At 68.6% G+C, this 16,069-nt stretch carries 14 protein-coding genes and 1 tRNA gene; 6 read left to right on the top strand and 9 right to left on the bottom strand.

The features are described from left to right. Window positions 1-22 precede the first annotated feature (22 nt). The 6 genes from HOQ08_RS08820 to HOQ08_RS08795 form a co-directional block, all read right to left on the bottom strand. Window positions 23-1,273, bottom strand: a complete 1,251-nt coding sequence (locus HOQ08_RS08820) for a glycosyltransferase (protein ID WP_291193395.1) — start codon at window positions 1,271-1,273, stop codon at window positions 23-25. A gap of 167 nt (window positions 1,274-1,440) precedes the next feature. Next, a complete protein-coding gene (locus HOQ08_RS08815) occupies window positions 1,441-2,412 on the bottom strand; it encodes an ATP-grasp fold amidoligase family protein (RefSeq protein WP_291193393.1) in 972 nt (323 codons plus the stop codon). Between the two features lie 288 nt (window positions 2,413-2,700). Then, a complete protein-coding gene (locus HOQ08_RS08810; RefSeq protein ID WP_291193391.1) occupies window positions 2,701-3,879 on the bottom strand; it encodes an MraY family glycosyltransferase in 1,179 nt (392 codons plus the stop codon). A 234-nt stretch (window positions 3,880-4,113) separates the two neighbouring features. After that, window positions 4,114-5,931, bottom strand: a complete 1,818-nt coding sequence (locus HOQ08_RS08805) for an SLC13 family permease (RefSeq protein ID WP_291193429.1) — start codon at window positions 5,929-5,931, stop codon at window positions 4,114-4,116. A gap of 221 nt (window positions 5,932-6,152) precedes the next feature. After that, complete coding sequence (gene trmB / locus HOQ08_RS08800) at window positions 6,153-6,860, bottom strand: tRNA (guanosine(46)-N7)-methyltransferase TrmB (protein WP_291193389.1); 708 nt, start codon at window positions 6,858-6,860, stop codon at window positions 6,153-6,155. Between the two features lie 97 nt (window positions 6,861-6,957). Next, complete coding sequence (locus HOQ08_RS08795; RefSeq protein ID WP_291193387.1) at window positions 6,958-9,198, bottom strand: DUF6600 domain-containing protein; 2,241 nt, start codon at window positions 9,196-9,198, stop codon at window positions 6,958-6,960. 220 nt (window positions 9,199-9,418) lie between these two features. On the opposite strand from HOQ08_RS08795, the gene HOQ08_RS08790 reads away from it, so the two are divergent. The 6 genes from HOQ08_RS08790 (at window position 9,419) to HOQ08_RS08765 (ending at window position 13,741) form a co-directional block, all read left to right on the top strand. Beyond that, window positions 9,419-9,492 (top strand) — tRNA-Gly (locus HOQ08_RS08790). Window positions 9,493-9,555: 63 nt separating this feature from the next. Next, window positions 9,556-10,020 (top strand): RimK/LysX family protein, encoded by a 465-nt coding sequence (locus HOQ08_RS08785; protein WP_291193385.1) that lies wholly within the window; start codon window positions 9,556-9,558, stop codon window positions 10,018-10,020. A 28-nt stretch (window positions 10,021-10,048) separates the two neighbouring features. Next, window positions 10,049-10,924 (top strand): 30S ribosomal protein S6--L-glutamate ligase, encoded by an 876-nt coding sequence (gene rimK, locus HOQ08_RS08780; RefSeq protein ID WP_291193383.1) that lies wholly within the window; start codon window positions 10,049-10,051, stop codon window positions 10,922-10,924. Window positions 10,925-10,998: 74 nt separating this feature from the next. Beyond that, on the top strand, window positions 10,999-11,481 hold the full coding sequence (locus HOQ08_RS08775) for a hypothetical protein (protein WP_291193381.1): 483 nt from the start codon (window positions 10,999-11,001) through the stop codon (window positions 11,479-11,481). Window positions 11,482-11,772: 291 nt separating this feature from the next. Continuing rightward, a complete protein-coding gene (locus tag HOQ08_RS08770) occupies window positions 11,773-12,459 on the top strand; it encodes a response regulator transcription factor (RefSeq protein WP_091340102.1) in 687 nt (228 codons plus the stop codon). Further along, window positions 12,443-13,741: a HAMP domain-containing sensor histidine kinase gene (locus HOQ08_RS08765; RefSeq protein WP_291193376.1), complete on the top strand. Its 1,299-nt coding sequence runs from the start codon at window positions 12,443-12,445 to the stop codon at window positions 13,739-13,741. Before HOQ08_RS08770 ends, HOQ08_RS08765 begins: the two co-directional genes overlap by 17 nt. A gap of 135 nt (window positions 13,742-13,876) precedes the next feature. Here the strand turns inward: HOQ08_RS08765 and HOQ08_RS08760 are convergent, their stop codons facing one another. From HOQ08_RS08760 to HOQ08_RS08750, 3 genes are all read right to left on the bottom strand, one after another. After that, window positions 13,877-14,794: a branched-chain amino acid transaminase gene (locus HOQ08_RS08760; RefSeq protein WP_291193374.1), complete on the bottom strand. Its 918-nt coding sequence runs from the start codon at window positions 14,792-14,794 to the stop codon at window positions 13,877-13,879. 61 nt (window positions 14,795-14,855) lie between these two features. After that, window positions 14,856-15,362: a DUF4124 domain-containing protein gene (locus HOQ08_RS08755; protein ID WP_291193372.1), complete on the bottom strand. Its 507-nt coding sequence runs from the start codon at window positions 15,360-15,362 to the stop codon at window positions 14,856-14,858. A gap of 31 nt (window positions 15,363-15,393) precedes the next feature. Next, a partial coding sequence (locus HOQ08_RS08750) for a methylenetetrahydrofolate reductase (protein ID WP_291193370.1) occupies window positions 15,394-16,069 on the bottom strand: 676 nt, incomplete at its 5' end.

Below are 16,069 nucleotides of genomic sequence, written 5' to 3'. Positions count from 1 at the left end.
CAGCCGTGCGGCGGGCAGCGGCTCAGATGCACTGCTTTTCCCCGCGAGGAAACATCTTCACGTTGCCCGACGCGCCTGCACGATGGGTAGTGCCGAAGGCATGCTGCTCGTAGAGCTCCTCCAGCTCCAGGTTGCAGGCGGCGATATCCATGGTCGCCATGACGTGCTCGCGTCCGCGCCGACCGAACTGCTCGGCCAGCTCATCGTTCTGCATCAGGGCGACCAGGCCTCGCCGCAGCGCCGCGACGTCCTTCTCCGCATGGGCGAAGCCGGTCTTGCCGTGCACGATGCCTTCCTGCGCACCGCCACGGGCGGAAGTGATCGCCGGCACGCCGGCCGCCTGGGCCTCCAGGATCACGATGCCCAGGCCCTCCGCGTCGCCGTTGTCGGCGGTGATGCTGGGCAGGCAGAACACCCGCGTCTCGTCCAGGCATTCGCGCACCTTCTCGGCCGGCAGCGCACCGAGGAAGGCCGCGCGCACGCCGCGCTCCTGCGCGTAGGACCTCAGTTCGTCGCCGAGCGGGCCGTTGCCGACGATGACCAGGCGGTAGTCGGGAAAGTCCTCCTGGATCTGCTCGAAGGCCTGCAGCAGGTAGCGGCAGCCCTTCTTTTCCACCAGGCGACCGACGTACAGGATGTCGCGCCTGTCGGCGAGCGGCTTGGGACCCGGCGTGAAGCTCGCGGTGTCCACGCCGATGTGCCGCACGCTGATCTTGTTCTCGGGCAGGCCGAATTCGATCGCCGATTGCCGGATCGCCCTGGACACGGCGATGAAGTGGACCCTGCGGTCCTGCGCCAGCCTCAGCAGGCCGGCAGGGAAGTTGCGCATGCGGCGGCCGCCGTTGCCCGCTTCCCACCAGCTGCGATAGGTGTTGATGTCGTAGCCGTGCAGCGTCACCAGCGTCGGCAGGTTGAGCTGGCGGGCGAGCGGCCAGATCCGGTATGCGTCGGTGGCGAAGTGGATGTGCAGCAGGTCGGCCTGTTCGGCCCGCAGCGCCCGTAGCTTGGGCCACGACCAGATCAGGTAGGGCGAGCTGCGGTTGGCCACGCGCTGCACGAGGCGGTGGCGGTAGCCCAGCAGCCGCACGTCCAGCCCATCGAGCGCCAGGCCCTTGCCGACCAGGCCGTCGCCCACCAGGATCGCGCGCCAGCCAGAGAGCATGCGCACCTGTTCGCGGATGAAGGTTTCCGAATAGGGCAGCAGGCGCGACTTGTAGACGATCACCGTCGGTCGTTTGTCTTTCTTGGGGTTCTTGTCGTTGTTCATCGGCATGCATGTGCTCCGGCTGGCTGCAGGCTCACGGGCGCGTTCGGGCGCGGGTTCGCGTGGATCGCCACCTGCCTCGTGCATGGTGGCCAGTCGTGGGCGAAGGCTATGCAGGTTCATCGGACGTCCTGTGTCATGGTCTCTGTCTGGATATCCGGTGGAGGTGGAATAGTTCATTCCAGCGTGCTGGCGACGCGCGCGGTCACCGCGGCGGCGTCGTTGCTGGTGCCGTTGCCGCTGGAGGGGAGGTCCATGTGCAGCGCAGGCTCGGGCCAGCCGAACTTGGTCCCAAGCGTTTCGTCCCATTCCTTCGGTTCGAAGACGTAGCGGCCGGCACCGGGGGTGAGCGTGAGCTCGCCCACATAGACACGGCCCTGGTGCAGGTACAGGTCCACACGCATGTAGCCCAGCGGTTCGGCCAGCCTGCGCGCGATCTGCAGCATTTCGTCCAGTTGGTCGGGCCGTGGCGCCAGGCGGCCGCTGGTCTTCTGGTGCAGCAGCTGGAAGGGCGCCGGGCACCAGTCCTCCAGGTAGAGGTCCTGGGTCAAATGCTCGAAACGGCCTTGCATGTGCTGGATGAAGATGTACGGCTGCTGGCCCGGGCCGGGGTTGAACACGTTGAACTTGAAGTCGTCGGGGGGGCGCCGCTCGGTCAACAGCGCATGCTCGAAGATGATGCGCGGGCGGATGTAGCGGTAATGCTTCTCGCGCATCCGTATCGGAAATTCCGACGTCATCCAGGCATTGGCCAGGCGCGCCAGTTCGACCGGGTCCTCGTCGTACTTGTCGTGCACGATGCGCAGCTGGCCGAAGCTGTGGTTGGCCTTCATCACGAAGCTCTCGGGCAGCTCGTCGAAGGTTTCCGGGACCACCCGTTCGGTGATCAGGTGGGCCGGCACCAGGTACTGCGTGCCGACGGTATTGGCGATGTAGCTGCGCACCTCGACCTTGTCGGCCAGCCGCGAGAACAGCGGCGACGGATAGCGCATGCGATGGAAGATTTTCTCCGAGAAGCGCCGCGGCTTCTGGAAGCGGCACATCCGGGCATGGGCCAGCAGGTACTTGTACTGGTAGAAGGCGCAGTCGGGCAGCACCATGAGCAGCGGCGACACCTGGTCCCTGAAGTTCTTGAGCTTCTGCCTCATTGCGTTGCCTGTTGCATGGCCGGCACCTGACGCAGGCGTGTCGGCTTGATCGGGGCGGTCGGGTTCATGCCGTGGCGGTTTCCACAAAAACGGGTGCCAGGAATTGTCGGCGGTGGCCGGTGGACGGTTCGTGCAATGAAGCCGGCGCATAGCTGCCTCGGCAGTTAGGCGGAAGGGAGGTCCGGCCGGGCCGGCGGAATGAGGCGTCGCGAACCCATGCCGCATGCTGCGGCGATGCGGCGCGGGAAAGGGCGGGGCGCCGCGGCACGCGCCGCCCCGCGAGGGTTCCTATTTGGCAGCAGAGCCCCGCTTGGGTCCCTGGGCCTTCTTGCCGTAGGAGGACAGCAGCGTCACCGAGGACTGCAGCCGCACGACGTTGCTGGGCAGGCGGCCGGTCGTCTCCAGCGTGGGCCGCGGCGGCGCCAGCGTCGGAATCGCGGGGGTGGACTGCAGCTTCTGCCAGACGCGTCCCATCAGCGTTACGTAGATCACCGTGATAGCGCCGAAGGCAAGCAGGTTGCTGCCGGGCGCCAGCGAGTGGGTGAGCATGCCGGTCAGCGCCAGCAGGATCGCCAGCGTCACCAGCGCCACCAGCGTGGTACGCGGGCCCAGGCCGGCGCGCATCATCATGTGATGGACGTGGCCGCGGTCGGGCTTGAACGGGCTCTTGCCCTCGCGGATGCGCCGCACCATCACCGCCAGCGTGTCGAGCACCGGCAGCGCCACGCACCAGAGCACGTCCATGGTGGACAGCTCATGGGTCGGGCCGCTCTGGCTCAGGTGGATCAGCGACCAGGCGAGCATGTAGCCGATCACCATGCTGCCGGCGTCGCCCAGGAAGATCTTCTTGCCGACCAGGCCCAGGTTGACCGCCAGGTAGGGCACCAGCGCGCCGGCCAGCAGCACCAGCACGATCACGCCCGGCCATTGCGGTTGCCCCTGGTACATGATGATGGCGCCGATGCTGACCAGCGCCAGCGTGCCGGCCAGGCCGTCGATGCCGTCCATCATGTTGAAGGCGTTGAGCAGGCCGATCACCGCCACGACGGTGAGCGGGATACCGAACACGCCCAGCTCGAATTCCTGGCCGAACAGGTGGCCGAGCGTGTGGATCTGAACTCCGGTTACCGCGACCATGGTGAGCACGGCGGCTGTCTGCACCAATAGCCGCGTGCGCACGCTCAGGTCGAAGCGGTCGTCCAGCGCGCCCACTGCTGCGAGCACGGCGGCGGTAGCCAGCAGGGTGACGGTGTAGAGATGGGGTTGCCCGTCGATCACGGTGCCGGCGAGCACGCCGATGAACGCGGCCAGGCCTCCGATCAAGGGGACGTGGCCGACGTGGTGCTTGCGCTCGTCCGGCCGGTCGACCAGGCCCCAGGATTCCGCGAAGCGGTAGAGGATGGCGATCGCCACCGCCGAAACGCAGGCGGCCGTCAGGCAGGCAATAAGTATCCGGGAGTACTGCATAGTGGCTGTGTCCCATCGTCCTGAATGGGCCATGTCGGCAGACGGTTCTTTCCCGCCAGACCGTGCACGGCACCACCTGCATGCGCAGGCAAAACCGGATATCCCCGTTCCCTGGCCCGATGAAAGGGCTTCGGGCAAGAGTAGGCAGCCCCGAGTGCAATTCTCGTCAATGGGAGGCAGGCGCCTGTGGCCTGCAAAGAAGGCGCCCAGGCGCCTGTTCGGCCCGCTTCCGGTTCAGTGGAACATCAGGTTGATGGCGAGCAACGTCGCCACCAGCACCATCACGGTGAGCGGCACGCCCACGCGCAGGAAGTCCTTGCCGCGGTAGCCGCCGGGGCCAGCCACCATCATCAGCGCGGGGTGGCCGGAACTGAGCAGGAAGGTGTTGGACGAGGACACCGCCACGATCAGCGCATAGGCCGAGGGGTTGCCACCGGTGGCAACCGCCACGCTGATGGCGATGGGCACCATCATCACCGTGGCGCCCACGTTGGACATCACCTGCGAGAACAGCAGGGTGAGCACGGCCAGGCACGTCTGCAGGATCCACGGCGAGGCGCTGCCCAGGTGGTTGAGCACCTCCTGCGCCACCCAGGCGGCGGTGCCGGTGGCATCCATCGACCATCCCAGCGGGATCAGGCACGCGGTCACGAAGATCGTCTTCCAGTTGACCGCCTTGTAGGCCTCGTCCATGTTCAGCACGCCGGAGAGCAGCATGCCGATCGCGCCGGTCATCATGGCCACCGACAGGTCCAGGTGGGTGAACAGGGCCAGGCACTTGGCCAGCAGGAAGAAGCCCACCGCCTGCCAGATCTTGCCGGGGCGCTGTTCCTCCTTGGGGATGTCGGTGACCACGACCAGGTCCTTGTCCTCCGAGGCCAGCGCCAGGTCGCGCCAGCTCGAGTGCAGCACCAGCGTGTCGCCGGCGCGCAGGCTGACGCCGCGCAGGTCGTCGCGGAACACCTGGTCGCCGCGGTTAACCGCCAGCACCGAGATGCCGTAGCGCTTGCGCAGGCGCAGGTCGCCCACGCTCTGCTTGAGGAAGCGCGAGGACGGCGGCAGCACCGCCTCGGAGATGCCGGCGCGGGTCGGGTTGAACAGCTCGCCCAGCTGGCGCATGCGCGGGGAGACCTTGCACAGCTGGTTGTTGGCGAACTGTGCGATCTGGTCGCGCGGGGCCAGTACGCCGAGCACCGAACCGACCCAGATCACGTAGTCCACCGGCGGCGCCATGCGCGCGTCGTTGCCGCTCTTGATCGCCAGGATCAGCGGCGCGCCGTGCAGCTGTTCCACCTCGCCGATGCTCATGCCCACCAGCGGGCTTTCCGCGGTGACGGTGAGTTCCGCGGTCTCGCCGCCGATGCCGTAGGTCTCGGCGAAGTAGCTCTCGGTGCGTCCCGGCGTCACCTTCAGCCGCTCGTCCTCGCGTTCGGGCAGCAGCCTGCGGGTGAACAGCCAGAAGTAGCCGATGCCCAGCAGCGCCAGCACCAGTCCCACCGGCGTCACGCTGAACAGGCCGAACTTGGGGATGGTGTGCGCGCCGGGCGGCAGGTTGGCGTTGGCGCTGGCGATCAGGTCGTTGAGGACGATCAGCGGCGAATTGGCGATCAGCGTGGTGTTGGTCGCGGTGAGGATGCAGAAGCCCATCGGCAGCAGCAGCCGCGAGATCGGCACGCCGGTGCGCGCGGACAATCGGCTGGTCACCGGGATCATCAGCGCGGCCAGCGCCTGGCTGGGGATCACCGCGCTGAACAGGCTGGTGACCGAGTTGATCACGACGCCCAGGCGCGACTCCTTGCCGCGCGCCATGCGCATCACGAAGCTCGCGGTGAGCGAAAGCACGCCGGCGCGGTCCAGCCCCGCGCCCATGATCATGATCGCGATGATCGCGATCACCGCGTTGCCGGCGAAGCCATTGAACACGCGGTCGGAGGGAATCAGCCCGATGAGGCCGATCACCACCACCACCAGCAACGCCACCATGTCGGCGCGGATCCACTCCAGCACCAGCATCAGCATGGTGAAGCACACCAGCCCGAGCACGAGGATCATTTCGGGGGTGAGCGCAAGGGCCACTAGCGAGCGTCCAGGAAGGGCTGGTGGTGGAAACGGATGGAGTTGTGCGGCGGATGCCTCACGCGGTGGGGCCTGTCCCTGTTTGCCGGGCAGTATAAGCGGGGCGTTGCAGCGGCTGGTGAACCTTTTCCCTGTGGGGAGAGGTAGCTCCCGCAGGGTGGGCTTCAGCCCACCCTGCGGGGAAAGCCGGCGGGACCCTACGCCTTGAGGTAGAGCAGATCCCACACTCCGTGGCCGAGCTTCAACCCGCGCCGCTCGAAGTGTGTTTCGATGCGCCAGGCCGGCTTGGGGGCGTACTGGCCGGGGGCGATGGCGTTGCGCCACGCGGGTGCCGCCTCCATCACCTCCAGCATGTGCTCGGCGTAGGGCTGCCAGTCGGTGGCCAGGTGCAGCAGGCCGCCCGGCGCCGTGCGCGAGGCCAGCAGGGCGACGAACTGCGGCTGCACGATGCGCCGCTTGTTGTGGCGCTTCTTGTGCCACGGATCGGGAAACCAGATGCGCGCCTCGGCCAGCGTGCCGGGTGCGATCTCGTGCTCCAGCACTTCGACCGCATCATGCTTGTAGATGCGCACGTTGTGCGCGTCGCGCGCGGCCAGCGCGTTCATCAGCCGGCCCACGCCGGGCCCGTGGACCTCGATGCCGACATGGTCGCGTGCCGGGTCGTGCTCACTAGCCCAGGCCAGCGCCTCGCCGTTGCCGAAGCCGATTTCCAGCACGCGCGGCGCCTGCCGATCGAAGCGCGCGTCGAAATCCTGCACGGTACCGGTGTAGTCGATGCCGAAACGTGCCCAGTGTGCATCGAAGGCGCGCTGCTGGGCTGGCGTCATGCGGCCTTCGCGCAGCACGAAGCTGCGTATGCGGCGCAGGTGCGGGGAAGGTTCGGGGAGCTCGGGCTGGTCGGTCACGGCATGCGCCTGGGTTGCGGTGGCGTGGCGCTTGCGTGTCACGCCGCGGAGGCGGCGCATTGTAGCGGCGGCGCCGCGAGGGCGCCGCCTGGAACGGTCACTGTTGCTGTTCGAACCGGCGCGGCGACTCGCGATGCGGATGTTCCGCCGGCGGGTGCGACTGGGGTGCGGGCGCATGGCCATACGACGGCGGCGCGGCGCGCTGGATCGGTTCGGACTGCGGCATCGGGCGCATCGCGCGGAAGTCGGGCGCCCGCTCGAAACGCTGCGGCTGCGCTGGCGCGCGATCGCGCAGCTGCGCATCGAAATCCGGTGCGCGCATGTGCGCGGGCTCCGCCGCTTCGCCGCGCGGCATGGCCTGCATGCGGCGTGCGCCCTCGATGCGGGCCTCGCGCGCCTGCGCATCGGCATCTGGCGCCTGCTGGAAGCGCGGGCTGGCGTCGAAGCGACGGGCCGGCGGCGCCTCGGCGCGCTCGAAGCGCGGCACCTGCGGCAGCGTGGGCGCCGCGCGGACCTCGCGCTCGCGATCGGATGCGCCGCTGGAAATGAAGCTCACGCTGCCCCGACCCTGCATCGTTTCCCGAGGCCGGTATCCGTCCGGCCGGGCGAAGCGCGCCGAGCGCAGTTCACCCGGGCGCAGCGGCTCTCCGCGCGGGATCGGTGCGACGGCGGATGCCTCGGCGCGGCGGACGTCATGGTCGCCCGCAAGGCGTGCGGTTTCGCGCGGCGCTGCCTGCGGCGGGTACGCGCGGTCGGCCGGAGCGATGCGCGCGGCCGTAGGCAGGGTGGCGTTGGGGGTCTGCAGCACGCGCACGTTTTCCGGCATCGACCGCGGTTGCGTACGGGCCAGGCGATCGTTGACCAGGCGCTCGTTGCCCGCCACGTCCATGCGCGGCGCATGCCGCGCCACCACCTCGCGCCGGAAGCCCTGCGCAGGCAGCGGGTCCGCCTGTGGCGGCCGCTGCGGTGCGAAACTCCGTGGCGTGGGCCGCGGCGTGGCGGCGCGGGTGAGCACGGACGCGCCCGCGAGCTCGCCGGCATCGACCCTGAGCCGATGCCGCTGCACGCGGTCGGCCTCGGCGAAGTTGCGCGCGGGCATCGCGGTGAAGCCGCGTGGCTCGTTGCCGCCGCGGCCCATCGCCCGCACCGGCGGGGCGATGCCGCGGTTCCAGTCGCGGTAGCGGTTGTCGATGCGGTTGACGATCACCGTGCGGTTGACGTTGCGCACGTAGATGTTGGTCACGTTGACCTGGGTGTAGTAGTTGCGGCTGCTGTGGTACCAGGGGTCGTAGACGTCGCCCGGGCCCAGCGGGAACCAGCCGACCGGCGCGGTGCCTATCGAAAGGCTCCAGTTGCGGCCGCCGACGAAGGCGACCAGCGCCGGCGCGTACACCGGGTTCCAGCCGATCGGGCCGGGCACCCAGCACCAGCCGTCGCGCCAGGCCCAGCGCCCGTAGTGGTAGGGCGCGAAACCCCACGGCGCGTCGTCCACCCAGGTCCAGCCCCAGGGAGCGACCCAGGCCCAGTGGCCGTCGCGGTAGGGCGCCCAGCCGACACCGACGTCCGCCGGATACCACACCGTGCCGTAGTCCGGATCGCTGCGCCATTGGCCGTAGCTGTCCAGGTCCTGGTAGCCGATCACGTCCTCGGAGACGTAGCGGCGCGACCCGGAGTCGGCATAGCGGCGGTCGCGCCCGCTGGACCAGGCGTCGAAGTCGTCACCGCCGTCGATTTCCTCCAGCGCGACGTTTTCGAGCGAGGAATCGGCGAAACGGTAGCTGCGTCCGGCGACCACCTGCCGCTGCGCATTGTTCTCGCCATAGACCGTGGCGCTGCCATCGAACGCGGTGACGAGGGTGGCCTTGCCGTCGCGATCGACGTCGACGCGGACGTTGCCAGGGCGGTCGACCGCCAGCGCCACGGTCGGCGTGTCGATCTCGTAGCTCTGGCCATCGCCCAGCCGTCGCACGTGGAGGTCGAGCGTGCCCTGGGTCAGCTCGAGCTGGGCCATGCGGTCGTCCAGCTGCAGCAGGCCCACGTCGGTCTGCCCGTCCAGGCGCAGCGCCGCGCCGTTGAGCTCCAGCTCGGCGCGCGCTCCGGCGGCGCTGGAAAGCCGGTCGCCGCCGGTCAGCGGACGGTTGATGCCGGCCTCGCCCCAGTCATGCCCGCCGGAAGGCAGCAGGCCGACGTCGCCCTGCAGATAGGACAGCCGCGCGACGCGGTCGGGGGGATCGCCTGCGGTATCGGCCGCTTGCGCATGCAGCACGCCGGCGGCGCACAAAAGCAGGGTGGCGGCGCATGAGCGCCAGATCAGCTGCAGCTTCGAAGGTGCACGCATGATGTGTTTCCTCCGCGCCGTGTTCCCGTACAAGAACGGTTGTCGTCACCGCGCGATGACCGATTATGGGGCGGTCGTTCGCCGCGCAATGGGCCGGCGCGCCCGACGGTTCAGCCGGCCGCCATGTCCGGTTCACATGGCATTGGGCCTGGCACGGTCCGCCCCGTGCGACAGGGGCATTTCCCGCCCGTCGCTTCCCGGGTTACCATCCGCGGCGAACGCGGGTGTAGCTCAATGGTAGAGCTGTAGCTTCCCAAGCTACTGACGAGGGTTCGATTCCCTTCACCCGCTCCAGCTTCGCTCCAACACGACGGCCCGATCCCCGTCGGGCCCTTCCCCGGACTGCGGCGTGTGCGGATGAATGCAGGCGTGATCACCCTTGGTTGGCGGGAGCGGCTGGCGTTGCCGCAGTTCGGCATCGGCCAGCTCAAGGCCAAGCTGGATACCGGCGCCCGTTCCAGCTCGCTGCACGTCGATGCGCTGGACGCCTTCCAGCGCGACGGTGCGGCCTGGCTGCGTTTTTCGCTCACCCTGGGGCCACGCCAAAAACGGCATGTCGTGCAGTGCGAGGCACCGGCGCTGGGGCGGCGCGTGGTCACCGATACCGGCGGGCACAGCACCGAGCGCTGGTTCGTGCGCAGCGAGGTGCTGCTGGCCGGCGAGCGCTTTCCCATCGACATCAGCCTCACCGACCGCCGGCATATGCTTTTTCCCATGCTGCTCGGCCGCAGCGCGCTGCTCGGGCGCTTTGCGGTGGATCCGGCGCTTTCCTATACCCAGCCACGACCCCGGCCCGCGTTCGCGGAACCGGGCCTGTCCTGAGTCCAAGAACCCTCACCGGCCACCTTCCATGAAGATCGCGATCCTGTCGCGCAACACGCGGCTGTACTCGACCCGCCGGCTGGTCGAGGCCGCGCGCGAACGCAACCACGTGGTGCGCGTGCTCGACCCGCTGCGCTGCTACGTGAGCATTGCGCCGATAGACGTCTCGTTGCGCTACAAGGGCATGGCTCTGCGCGACATCGACGCGGTGATCCCGCGCATCGGCACCACTACCACCTTCTACGGCACGGCCGTGCTGCGCCAGCTGGAGATGATGGGCGTGTACACGCCCAACTCCTCCGACGCCGTGTTGCGCGCGCGCGACAAGCTGCGTGCCCTGCAGATCCTCGCCTCGCACGGGCTGGACATGCCCGTTACGGTGTTCGGCGACAACCCCGACGACACCAACGACGTGCTGGCGATGCTCGGCGAGCCGCCGCACGTGATCAAGCTCAACGAGGGCAGCCAGGGCACCGGCGTGGTGCTGGCCGAGAAGCGCAGCGCCTCGCAGAGCGTGATCGAGGCCTTCCGCGGCCTGTACGCCAATTTCCTGGTGCAGGAATTCATCGGCGAGGCCAAGGGCAGCGACCTGCGCTGCTTCGTGGTCGGCAAGAAGGTGATCGCCGCGATGCAGCGCGAGGCGAGCCCGGGCGACTTTCGCGCCAACCTGCATCGTGGCGGCAGCGCGTCCAAGGCCACCCTGAGTGCCGACGAGAAACGCATCGCCCTGCGCGCTGCCGCGGCCCTGGGGCTGGGCATCGCCGGCGTGGACCTCTTGCGTTCGAAGCGCGGCCCGCTGCTGCTGGAGGTCAACGCCTCGCCGGGCCTGGAGGGTATCGAAGCGGCTACGGGCGTGGATGTCGCCGGACATATCGTGCAATTGCTGGAACGACGGCCCAGGTGATCCGTTGTCTTGCTGCCAGGGGGCGCGTAGGGTAAACAGGCGCGGAACGTGCGCTTCTCTAATAGGGGCTGACGATGGATACCGGCAGGAAATGGATCGCGAGCTTGGTACTGGGCTTGTCGCTGCTTCCCCTCATGGCCGTTGCCAAGGACAAGCCAAGCGTCAAGGCCGACAACAAGGCCGACTTCGCGGCGCTGGCGACCCAGGTGCGCCAGCAGATGCAGGCGGGCGGTCGCTTCGAGTTCGTCAAGGGTAGCGAGCGCACGACCGTCGATGCGAGGCTCAACGACATGAGCGCCCTGTTCGACAAGTTCGATACGGTGGACAAGATGGATCAGCCTGCAAAGCTCCGGCTCTTCAACGATCAGGAAGAAGTCAACGCGATCCTGACCCGCCGCGACGGGCAACAGCTGGTGTGTGAAAACGTGGCGCCCGTCGGTTCACACATCCAGCGCAAGACCTGCGCGACCTATCGCGAAATCCAGATGCGCCAGCAGGACACGCAGAAGTACCTGTACGACTCCCAGCGGCGTGCCCAGCTCCGCGGCGGAAACTGACGATGTACGGGCGGGCGGACCTGACAGTTAACCCGTTCGTGAGCTGGCATTAACCGCGGTGTAACCCGAGGCACCCTATAACGGTCGCTACTGCAATGTGTTGGCGCCGAACCGCAGGGTCCGGAGCCGGCAGATTCGGTATCGGGGCAGTAAGCTTTGGGCCCAGATGCGCCGGCGACGAGTCGGACATCTGGGCTTTTTTATTGGCCGTGGCCAGCAGCAGCCGGCCACCGTTACGGCAAGCTTGTTAAGCTTGCTCACCTTGGCGGCCAGTGGCCTTTGGAGTGGCGCATGCGTGTCCTTGTGATCGAAGACAACAGCGATATCGCGACCAACATTGGCGACTACCTGGAAGACCGCGGCCACGTGGTCGACTTCGCCGGCGACGGCGTCACCGGCCTGCATCTGGCCGTGGTCCACGATTTCGACGTGATCGTGCTGGACCTCACGCTGCCCGGCATGGACGGCCTGGACGTGGCGCGCAAGCTGCGCCACGAGGCGCACAAGCAGACGCCGGTGCTGATGCTCACCGCGCGCGACGCGCTGGAGCAGAAGCTCACCGGCTTCGAGTCCGGCGCCGACGACTACATGACCAAGCCCTTCGCGCTGCAGGAGCTCGCCGCGCGGCTGGAAGTGCTGGCGCGCCGCGGCAAGGGCCCGCAGAGCCGCGTGCTCAAGGTCGCCGACCTCACCTACAACCTGGACACGCTCACCGTCAGCCGCGACGGCAAGTCGATCCAGCTGAACCCGATCGGCCTCAAGCTGCTGCAGGCGCTGATGGAGGCCAGCCCCTCGGTGGTCACCCGGCAGGACCTGGAGCAGCGCGTGTGGGGCGAGGAGCTGCCCGACAGCGATTCGCTGCGCGTGCACATCCACGGCCTGCGTGCGGCGATCGACAAGCCGTTCGACAAGCCGCTGATCCACACCCGCCACGGCATCGGTTACCGCATGGTCGAGCCGGATGCTGTCCAGGCGTAAGCTGCGGTTCCGCCTGATCGTCTCCTTCGCGCTGTTCGGCTTCGGCCTCAGCGCGCTGTTCGCGTTCGCGGCGCTCAACATCCGCACGCGGGTGGAGGACCAGCTGGTCAACGCCAGCCTGCTGGACGACGCCAAGTGGGCCAACCAGCAGGCGCGCGAGCATCCGGGCGAGGCCGGCCCCGGATCGCGCCTGCTCACCGGCACCACCAAGAGCGAGCGCACGCACTACAAGCTGCCGCTGTCGAGGCAGAGCCTGGCGACCGCCAACGGCGTGCACGACATCTACGAGCCGGCCGACGACGGCAAGACCCATCACTACAAGCTCGCCGTGTGGAACCAGGGCGGCATCATCAGCTTCCTGCGCTACGACGTCTCGCGCGAAGAACTGGGCAAGCAGCAGCTGTTGATCAGCGTGATCGGCGCGGTGTTCCTGTTCGGCCTGCTGTCGCTGGCGATCGGCCTGTGGCTGTCGCGCAAGGTGCTCAAGCCGGTCAGCGAGCTGGCCGCGCGCCTGCGCGATTTCCGCAAGGCCGGCAAGGCCGAGCCGCTGGCGCCGCACTTTGCCGACGACGAGGTCGGCGAGCTGGCGCAGGCGCTGGACGAATACGCCGCGCGCCTGACCGCGATGGTCGAGCGCGACCGTGAGTTCAATTCCGACGTCAGCCACGAGCTGCGCACGCCGCTGGCGGTGATCGCCAGCACCACCGAATTGCTGCAGGGTTCGCCCGACCTCACCGACAAGCTGCGCGAACGGTTGAAGCGCATCGAGCGTTCCTCGCGCCAGGCCACCGAATTGATCGAGGCGCTGCTGTTGCTCTCGCGTGCCGAGCGGCGCGGCCCCACGCGCGGCGAGACCACCGACGTGGCCAAGGTCGCCGCCGACGTGATCGAGAGCCAGCGTCCGCAGATGCGCGACAAGCCGCTGGGCATCGAACTGGTGGTCGGCCAGGCGGTGAGCGTCAACGCACCGGCGTCGGTGCTGTCGGTGGCGCTCACCAACCTGATCGGCAACGCCATCAAGTACACGCTGGAAGGCCTGGTGCGCGTGGAAATCGGCAACGGCCGCGTGGATGTCATCGACACCGGGCCGGGGATCAAGCCGGAGGATGCGGAGCGGCTGTTCCAGCGCGGCGTGCGCGGCGAAGGCGCGGGCGGCAGCGGCGCCGGGCTGGGCCTGGCGATCGTGCGCCGGCTGTGCGACCTGTACGGCTGGCAGGTGTCGATGCGGCCGCGCAGCGACGCCAACGGCGCCATTGCCAGCCTGGTATTCGAGCCCGCCTGACGTTGCTCCCTCGCCGGCTGCGCCGGAGAGGGAGGCGGCTCAATACTTAGGGTGGGCTTCAGCCCGCCGGGTACGCTCGCGCGGAAAGTGAATGGTGGGTTGAAGCCCACCCTGCGCCACCACCAGCGGTTTCGCTCACACCGGCTCCAGCCAGCCCCACTGGTCGTTGGTGCGACCGTCGAACAGGCCGAAGTACAGCTCCTGCAGGCGCCGCGTCACGCGTCCGGCGGTGCCGTTGCCGACCTGCTTGCCGTCGATCGAGCGGATCGGCGTGACCTCGGCGGCGGTGCCGCACATCAGCACCTCGTCGGCCAGGTACAGGTACTCGCGCGGCAGGTCGCGCTCGACCACCTCGATGCCGTCCTCGCGCGCCAGCGTCTTGAGCGTGTCGCGGGTGATGCCGGTGAGGATCGAGGCGCTGGCCGGCGTGGTGTGCAGCACGCCGTCGAACACCAGGAACAGGTTCTCGCCGGCGCCCTCGCTGAGCAGGCCGGTGTTGGCCAGCGCGATGCCCTCGCCGAAGCCCAGCCGGCGCGCCTCGCGCGCGATCAGCTGGCCGGAGAGGTAATTGCCGCCCGCCTTCGCGCCCGCCGGAATCGTGTTGGGCGCAAACCGCTGCCAGCTCGACACGCAGGCGGTGATGCCCTGTTCCAGCGCCTCCGGCCCGAGGTAGGGGCCCATCGGCCAGGTCGCCACCGCCACGTCGATCGGCGTCTCGGCGGAGAGGCCGAAACCGCCCAGGCCGCGATACGCCACCGGGCGCAGGTAGGCGGCGGTCAGGCCGTTCTTCTTGATCACCTCGCGACAGGCCGCGGCCAGCTCGTCCTGCGAATAGGGCAGCACCATGTCGTAGATCTTCGCCGACTGGTACAGGCGGTGCAGGTGGTCGGTCAGGCGGAAGATCGCCGCGCCGTCGGGCGTGGCGTAGCTGCGGATGCCTTCGAACACGGACGAACCGTAATGCAACGCATGCGACATCACGTGGGTGGTGGCCTCGCGCCACGGCTTGATCGTGCCGTTCTGCCAGATCCACTCGGGGTATTGCTGCGCCATGGAGGTTCTCCTTGCAGGGGACCGCCCATGATAACCGCTCGCCGGCCTGCCTCGCGCGTGCCTAGGGCTGGCGCAGCCAGAGGCAACCGGCGTGGCGTGCGATGGGGAAGCGCGTCTCGTCGGTGCCGCCGTCGCCGTCGCCGCCGACCGTGCGCACGACCAGTTGCGGGGACGCGTCGTCCCCGGCCGGTACGTCGATGCCGAGCAGGGGACGCCGCATCAGCGCGGCCAACGCGCGAATGTCGGCGACCGCGGCATGTTGGCGGTAGCCGGCCCAGAGCATGAGTCCGGCGAGCCGGTTGGCGTCGCCGCTGGCAAACGCATCGACCACCGCCTGGTGCAGGTCATCCAGGTCGGCGGCGCAGGTCACCGCGGGCTGGGTGGCCGCCGAAGCCGGCGCGGCAACCGATGTCGCCGGCGCAGGCGTCGCCTGCACGCTGGCACAGGGCTGGTCGGTGAACACCGGGCTGCCGTCGGCGCCGACGCAATGGCGGATCGGCGTCTGCGCCCGGACCGGCGCCATGGCCAGCGCGAACAGCATCAGCAGGGCAACACGCAGGACAGCCATCGGCCGAGCATAGCCGCTCGGCATACCTGCTTCAGTGCAGTTGCTCCAGCACCGCCTGGGTCGCCCTGGCGCGATTGAGCGTGTAGAAGTGCAGCCCCGGCGCGCCGCCCTCGAGCAGGCGCCGGCACAACTGCGCGACGACCTCCGCCCCGAGCGCGCGAATCGCGTCGGCGTCGTCGCCGTGCGCCTGCATGCGCTTGGCGATCCAGCGCGGGATCTCCGCGCCGCAGGCATCGGAGAAGCGCTTCAACTGGCTGTAGTTGGTGATCGGCATGATGCCCGGCACGATCGGTACCGCCACGCCCAGCCGGCGCACGTCGTCGACGAAGCGGAAATAGGCGTCCGGGTTGAAGAAGTACTGGGTGATCGCACCGTCGGCGCCGGCATCGACCTTGGCCTTGAAATGCGCCAGGTCGCGCAGGGCGTCCTCGGCCTGCGGGTGGATCTCCGGATAGGCCGCTACCTCGATGTGGAAATGGTCGCCGGTGTATTCGCGGATGAACGCCACCAGCTCGGCGGCGTAGCGGAAGTCGCCCGGCGAGGCCATGCCCGAGGGCAGGTCGCCGCGCAACGCCACGATGCGCCGGTAGCCGGCCGCGCGGTAGCCGTCCAGCAGCGCGGCGATCTCGGCGCGGGTGCCGCCCATGCAGGAAAGGTGCGGCGCCACCGGCAACCCATGCTCGCGATGGAGCCGCGCCACCGCGTCG

The organism is Frateuria sp., assembly GCF_013362045.1.
GTDB lineage: Bacteria > Pseudomonadota > Gammaproteobacteria > Xanthomonadales > Rhodanobacteraceae > Frateuria_A.
The sequence above is the reverse complement of the archived record's forward strand: the minus strand, read 5'-3'. Positions and strand labels throughout refer to the sequence as shown.

Coding starts and splice junctions, on each gene's coding strand:
- HOQ08_RS08820 (WP_291193395.1), bottom strand. CDS start 1,273: ATGCCGATGAACAACGACAAGAACCCCAAGAAAGACAAACGACCGACG.
- HOQ08_RS08815 (WP_291193393.1), bottom strand. CDS start 2,412: ATGAGGCAGAAGCTCAAGAACTTCAGGGACCAGGTGTCGCCGCTGCTC.
- HOQ08_RS08810 (WP_291193391.1), bottom strand. CDS start 3,879: ATGCAGTACTCCCGGATACTTATTGCCTGCCTGACGGCCGCCTGCGTT.
- HOQ08_RS08805 (WP_291193429.1), bottom strand. CDS start 5,931: ATGATCCTCGTGCTCGGGCTGGTGTGCTTCACCATGCTGATGCTGGTG.
- HOQ08_RS08795 (WP_291193387.1), bottom strand. CDS start 9,198: ATGCGTGCACCTTCGAAGCTGCAGCTGATCTGGCGCTCATGCGCCGCC.
- HOQ08_RS08785 (WP_291193385.1), top strand. CDS start 9,556: ATGAATGCAGGCGTGATCACCCTTGGTTGGCGGGAGCGGCTGGCGTTG.
- rimK (WP_291193383.1), top strand. CDS start 10,049: ATGAAGATCGCGATCCTGTCGCGCAACACGCGGCTGTACTCGACCCGC.
- HOQ08_RS08775 (WP_291193381.1), top strand. CDS start 10,999: ATGGATACCGGCAGGAAATGGATCGCGAGCTTGGTACTGGGCTTGTCG.
- HOQ08_RS08770 (WP_091340102.1), top strand. CDS start 11,773: ATGCGTGTCCTTGTGATCGAAGACAACAGCGATATCGCGACCAACATT.
- HOQ08_RS08765 (WP_291193376.1), top strand. CDS start 12,443: ATGCTGTCCAGGCGTAAGCTGCGGTTCCGCCTGATCGTCTCCTTCGCG.
- HOQ08_RS08760 (WP_291193374.1), bottom strand. CDS start 14,794: ATGGCGCAGCAATACCCCGAGTGGATCTGGCAGAACGGCACGATCAAG.
- HOQ08_RS08755 (WP_291193372.1), bottom strand. CDS start 15,362: ATGGCTGTCCTGCGTGTTGCCCTGCTGATGCTGTTCGCGCTGGCCATG.